The sequence below is a fragment of the Hyphomicrobium sp. genome, from assembly GCF_020852195.1.
GTDB lineage: Bacteria > Pseudomonadota > Alphaproteobacteria > Rhizobiales > Hyphomicrobiaceae > Hyphomicrobium_C.
Window position 1 is genome coordinate 50480 of sequence record NZ_JADZBI010000005.1, and the last position, 6002, is coordinate 56481.

A 6002-nucleotide genomic window follows, 5' to 3' on the forward strand; every position below is an offset into this window, starting at 1 on the left:
CGTCATCTCGTCATCACCATGTGAGGAAGCTCAAGTCTCTCGGGACTCAGGTCTCGTGAAATATGCGCCCTTGCTCTGCCCGAACGGCTTCGCGGTCGGTCCGCTCGGCGGTGGACAGGCGCACTGTTTCGTCCTGGACGATAGTCGCATTTGCGCCCCCCATGCGCAAGATGCGGGTGCCCAGCATCACGGCCTCGGTGCGATCATGGGTAATGAAGATCACCGTCGTGGGGCGCCGGTTCCAGAGGCCGATCAGAAGCTCGCGCAGGCCCTGGGCCGTGGGGTCGTCGAGCGAGACGAAGGGCTCATCCATGAGCAGCACGTCCGGCTCGGTGATGAAGCCGCGGGCCAGGGCCGCACGCCGCTGCATGCCGAGCGAGAGCCGCTCGGGGTACTGCGAGCCGAAGCCTTCGAGGCCGACTTGACGCAGCATGTCGTCGATCTGCGCGTGGCGGGGGTCGCCGTCAGGAAGCGCGAGCGCAATGTTCTCGTAGACCGTGCGCCACGGCAGCAGGCGCGGTGCCTGAAAAATGTAGCCGAGCTTGGTGTCGCGCCCCCCGAGCAGGATCTCGCCCTCGAAGTCTCCGTCGAGCCCGGCGACGATGTTGAGCAGCGTCGACTTCCCGCAACCCGACGGCCCCGTGATGACCACGAACGAGCGGGGCTCGATGTCGATGGCGATGTCCTGCAGCACGGGATGCGCGTCGCGTCCGGCCACGGCCGGAAAGACTTTCCTGGCGACGTGAATCTTCAGCCCGCCGTCTGCCACGCCGTTATGCCGCTCGGCTACCTCCGCCATCTGTTCACCCGCGCAGCGATGGGTTGGATGATGCCGAACTCGATAAGCTGAACGACCATGATGAAGGCCAGGGCGTATGCGAGAATCATCGTCACGTCGAACATCTGGAAATACGTGCCGAGCTGAAAGCCCACACCGTTGGAACGGCCCAGCAGCTCTACTACGAGGACGATCTTCCACACGAGCGAGAGGCCGGTGCGGGCGGCGGCAAGGAAGAACGGCGCGAGCTGGGGCAGGATGACGTGGCGCAGCGTCTTCCATCTGCCGAACCGATACATGTGCGCCATCTCGGCCAGATCGCGGGACAGGGCGCGTGCGCCCTCGCGTACGGTGACCGCGACGTTGGGGAGCTTGTTCACGGCGACAGCGATGATGGCTGCGACCTCCGTGCGGCCGAACCAGACGTAGCAGAGGATGATGACGACGAGAGCGGGGAGGTTGAGAAACAGGATCAGCCAGCTATCGAAGAACTGATCGATGCGTCCGTTACGACCCATGGCGATGCCGATGGCGGAGCCGATGGCCATGGCGAAGACGAAGGCGAACGCCACGCGAAAGAGCGTCATGCCGATGTGATAGAGGAGCTGGCCGCTTGCGAGCTCGCGCATCATGGCGGCGAAAACCGTGGTCGGCGTCGGCAGGTGGCGATGCTGTAGGAGCAGCGCCACCACCTCCCAGAACAGGAGGAAGCCCAACAGCGAGCCCACGCCCCAGGCGACGCGCGTGTACCAGGGCTGGTCGATGCTGGCGCGCAGGACGGGGTTAGGACGCTGCATCGTGAAACAGCTTGGCGTCGAATTGCGTACCGTATCCCATAAGCTCGGCGTCTCCGGCGGCCACGAGCAGCTGCATCAGCTTGCGGGCGGACAATAGCTCCGCCTGCCCCCATGGCTTGGGAATACCCTCGCGGTAGGCAGCGATGATAGCGCGGAACTCTGCGTCGGTGCCCGGCATGATCAGCGGGCGCAGGCGTTCCCAGGCGGCATCGTCGGTGGCCAGCACGTCGTTGGCGTCGTCGACGATCTTGAGCAGCATCGCGACATCTCGTCGGTGCGCGGCCTCGTAGTCCTCCTTCCAGATGAAGCCCACGAGCGCCGGCACGGGATCAATTTCCATTCTCCTCATGATATCGTTCACAGTGAGAATCTCGCGGAATCCGCTGCCGGTCAGACGTGCTGCATAGGGCCAGAAGTTGAGGACGGCATCGATGCGGCCGGAGCGGATCTCTTCCGTGAGCAGCGGCGGGGCACCGAAGGACGGGCGCGCGAAACTCGCGACGTCGCGGCCGAGCGTGTGCCTCGTGTAGGCGCGCAGCAGGATCCAGCTCTTATCTATTGCCGATCCGGCGACGCCCAGCGTCTTGCCTTCGAGGTCGGCGACGCCGTTGATGCCGCTGTCCTCCGGCACGACCAGCGAACCCAACGCCGAAGAATAGGGTGAAAACCTGAGCTTCTCGCCGAGCGCGCGCTGGCGCATGGCCCAGGTCCAGTCGGAGACGATCACGTCCGCCCCATTGGCGAGCAGGGCGACCGGCCCCGCCTGATTGGAGGCGACATCAACCACCTCGATCTCAAGGCCGGCCTTCTTGTCGAACCCGAGCGCGCGGATGGTCTCGATAACCCACGAAAGCGATCCGTACTTCACCGACGCGAGGCGCATCGGCGCGTCGGCCGCGCGCAGCAGCCGCCCCGGCACCGCGGCCGCGCCAAGTGCGGCCCCCGTGCCTACCATGAGCCGGCGGCGATCGATCATTTTGCCTTGTCCTCCGCCAGAAGCCGGTTCTTCACAAGCCAGCGGACGCCGTGCATCCAGGATTCGTCCGTGTTGCCCTGAATGAGCACGCTCGAATTCTTGACGAGCTTGCTTTGGGCGACATCGACGATAGCCACGGTAAGGCTCAGGTGGGTTTCCGAGATCTTGTCAATCAGGCTCGTCATGACGAGGTCCGCCTTGGCCTTGCCGGCAATGTCCACCTCGCAGCCATTGCATTCGTAGATCGGCTGGGCGGCCGTGATCTCCGCGGAGAGGGGCGTAAGGTCCACGAGCTCATAGCGGCCGCTGGCCGAAAGCAGCTTCTTGAACTCGGCCTGAGCCAGGGAAAGACGGCTTTGTTCTTCGGGACTTGGTCCCGTTACGCCGCGGAAAAAATCCTCCTCCGTTCTCGGCATCGACATGTCGATCGGGAAAATTGCCAGCCTTTCGGCGGCGCCGGCGGCGACCGGACCCGCTAGCGTCGCCACCATCAATACTGTCAGCCAAGCCGCCACTCGACCACGTTTCATCTCAACCTGTCCGTCGTCCCAAAACGCGGAGTGCTTACACTATAACGTGCGTTCGGTGCACATAGATTTGCACGCCCAATGTCGGCGCGTGCAGCTTCACAGGCTGTAACAAAACCGAGAGGGCTACTTTCCGTGAACTTGACAATTGGCAATTCGATGCGATGTTCCGGGGGAACATGTTACAATATACCCGGAAGTCCGGCGTGGCCGGACTATCCGCCGGGAGGAGAACGCTATGAGCTTTTCTGCTGGGCCGGGGCGTCGGCCCGCCCGGTCTGTTTCATGTCGTCCGCGCGGCACCGTCCCTAGGGGATTTTCCCTCCTTGCCGCGGTTTTTGTCCTGCTCATGCCATCGGTTGCAGCGCGGGCACAGGACACAGCGCCCGCTGAGACACCCCCTGCCCCCGCGGCCGCGCCCGCCGATACCGACGAGGGCGCCGCCGACAAGGACGTGCTCAAGATCCGAATTCTGATGGCGCGCGAGATCCGCGAGGGCCGCCTGCCGCCGCTGTCGCTGCTCGACATCCCGCCTCCCGACGACGGCATCGCGGGGGCGAAGCTCGCGATCTCCGATAACAATACGACGGGGCGGTTCCTCAAGCAGGAATTCATCCTCGACGTGGTCGAGAACGCCGATCCGGCGCAGCTCATCGCGGAGGTGACAAAGCATATCGACGCGGGCGTCGCCTATGTGGTGGTCGATGCCTCCGCCGAGACCCTGCTCAAGCTCTCGGACACGCTCAAGGACAAGGACGCCGTGCTCTTCAACGCGTCCGCGCCGGACGAGACGCTGCGCGAGGAGCAGTGCCGGCTCAACGTCAAGCACACCGCCCCCTCGCGGACCATGCTGGCGGACGCGCTCGCCCAGTACATGGCGTGGAAACAGTGGCGCAACTGGGTGCTCGTGATCGGCCCTGCTCCCGAGGACAAGCTCTACGCCGATGCGATCCGGCGGGCGGCCAAGCGCTTCGGCCTGAAGATCGTGGAGGAGCGCGTGTTCGACTACGATCCCGGCAGCCGGCGTGCCGACGGCGGGTTCGAGCAGGTCCAGCAACAGATTCCGAGCTTCATGCAGGGCCTGCCCGAGCACGACGTGGTGGTGGTTGCGGACGAGGGCGAGCTGTTCGGCGAGTACTTCCCCTACCGGACGTGGGTCTCGCGGCCGGTGATCGGCACGGCGGGCCTGTTCGCAACCCCCTGGCACCCCGCCATCGAGCTCTGGGGAGGAACGCAATTTCAAAATCGTTTCAAACGCTTAGCTGGGCGCGTGATGCGGCCGCTCGACTACAATGCCTGGACAGCCGTGCGCTCCGTCGGCGAGGCCGCGACGCGCAAGTCCAGCGCCGATCCCAAGGTGCTGATCCCCTACATGCGCTCCCCCGAGTTCGAGCTTGCGGCCTTCAAGGGGCAAAAGGTCACCTATCGCGCGTGGAACGGCCAGCTTCGCCAACCCATCCTGGTCGCGACAGCCAAGATCCTGGTCACGGTCTCGCCCCAGCCGGGATTCCTGCATCAGTTGACCGAGCTCGACACGCTCGGCGTCGATCGGCCGGAATCGAAATGCACCGCCTTCAAGAATTGATGCGAGCGAACGACCAAGGAGCTTCGACGTGACAAGACAACGGCACGGCCTCGTTTTCGCACTGGCTGCCCCGCTGCTGCTGGCGCTCACCGCCTCCCAGGCATTGGCCTACAAGGTGTTCGTCTCGAACGAAAAGGACAACACCATCTCCGTCATCGACAGCGAGACGCTCGAGGTGGTGCATACCATCAAGACCGGAAACCGCCCACGCGGAATCATCCTCGCCAACGAGGGCAAGTGGGTCATCGTGTGCGCAAGCGACGATCACAAGATGCAGGTGTTCGACACGCAGACCTACGAGTATGTGAAGGATCTGCCGTCGGGACCTGATCCCGAGTTGCCGATCCTGCACACTTCCGGCAACCCGCTCTACGTCTCCAACGAGGATGACAACCTGGTCACCGTGGTCGACATCTTCAAAGGCACCATCGTCACCGACATCCCCGTCGGTGTGGAGCCTGAAGGCATGGGCATGAGTCCGGACGGAAAGATCCTGGTCAATACCTCCGAGACGACCAACATGGCGCATTTCATCGATGCGCATACCTACAAGAACATCGACAACGTGCTCGTCGACAACCGGCCGCGCGTCGCCGAGTTCACCTCCGACGGAAAGCAGGTCTGGGTGAGCGCGGAGATCGGCGGCACCGTGACCGTGATCGAGTCCGAAACACGCAAGGTGCTCGGCAAGATCAACTTCGAGATCCAGGGCATCACCAAGGACGCGATCCAGCCGGTCGGCGTGCGCATCACGAAGGACGCAAAGACGGCGTTCATCGCGCTCGGCCCGGCCAACCGCGTGGCGGTGGTGAACGTCGGAACGCGCGAGGTCGAGAAGTACCTGCTGGTCGGCCAACGCGTTTGGAATCTCGGCTTCACGCCAGATGAAAAGCTGCTCTTTACCACCAACGGCACCTCGAACGACGTGTCCGTCATCGACGTTGCGAGCCAGAAGGTGACGAAGTCCATCAAGGTCGGCCGCTACCCCTGGGGCGTTGTCGTGGCTCCCCACTGACCGAGGCATACTGAGTGGAAATGCGGGATATTCTTCTTGTGGCCGTGCAAGGCTACCCGTCCAACATCAAGTCGACTGGCAAGCCGAGGTGCGCGATAGTGGCCCATCAACGCTCCGGCCTCGCGCACCGCGCGAGCATCGGGCTCATCGGAAAGCTCGGAACTCCGTGACCAACGCCATGCCACATCCGCAGGGCTCAGCCTCGTCTCAGCCGGACGCGCTCGTCGTCACGGGCGTGAGCCACAGCTTCGGCGAGAAGCTGGTGCTGGACAATGTCTCGCTCACGGTGCCGCGCGGGACGTTCGCGGTGCTGCTCGGCCTCAA

The 6002-nt window shown here is 63.8% G+C and carries 6 protein-coding genes; 2 read left to right on the plus strand and 4 right to left on the minus strand.

Annotated features, from left to right (window positions below; genetic code table 11):
- Nucleotides 1–46: 46 nt before the first annotated feature.
- From IT540_RS00610 to IT540_RS00625, 4 genes are read right to left on the minus strand one after another with little or no spacing between them, the layout of a single operon-like run.
- A complete protein-coding gene (locus tag IT540_RS00610; protein WP_291171848.1) occupies nucleotides 47–799 on the minus strand; it encodes an ATP-binding cassette domain-containing protein in 753 nt (250 codons plus the stop codon).
- Complete coding sequence (locus IT540_RS00615) at nucleotides 787–1575, minus strand: ABC transporter permease (RefSeq protein ID WP_291171851.1); 789 nt, start codon at nucleotides 1573–1575, stop codon at nucleotides 787–789. Before IT540_RS00615 ends, IT540_RS00610 begins: the two co-directional genes overlap by 13 nt.
- Nucleotides 1562–2551 carry an ABC transporter substrate-binding protein gene (locus tag IT540_RS00620; protein ID WP_291171854.1) on the minus strand — a complete coding sequence of 330 codons (990 nt, stop codon included), beginning with the start codon at nucleotides 2549–2551 and terminating at the stop codon, nucleotides 1562–1564. The genes IT540_RS00615 and IT540_RS00620 overlap by 14 nt, the downstream gene beginning before the upstream one ends.
- Complete coding sequence (locus tag IT540_RS00625; protein ID WP_291171857.1) at nucleotides 2548–3081, minus strand: DUF3280 domain-containing protein; 534 nt, start codon at nucleotides 3079–3081, stop codon at nucleotides 2548–2550. The genes IT540_RS00620 and IT540_RS00625 overlap by 4 nt, the downstream gene beginning before the upstream one ends.
- 346 nt (nucleotides 3082–3427) lie before the next feature.
- Here IT540_RS00625 and IT540_RS00630 point away from each other — a divergent pair, with 346 nt between their 5' ends.
- The gene (locus tag IT540_RS00630) at nucleotides 3428–4663 is read left to right on the plus strand and encodes an ABC transporter substrate-binding protein (protein ID WP_291171860.1); all 1236 of its coding nucleotides are present in this window, start codon (nucleotides 3428–3430) and stop codon (nucleotides 4661–4663) included.
- A gap of 28 nt (nucleotides 4664–4691) precedes the next feature.
- A complete protein-coding gene (locus tag IT540_RS00635; protein WP_291171863.1) occupies nucleotides 4692–5678 on the plus strand; it encodes a YVTN family beta-propeller repeat protein in 987 nt (328 codons plus the stop codon).
- The last annotated feature ends 324 nt before the right edge of the window (nucleotides 5679–6002 follow it).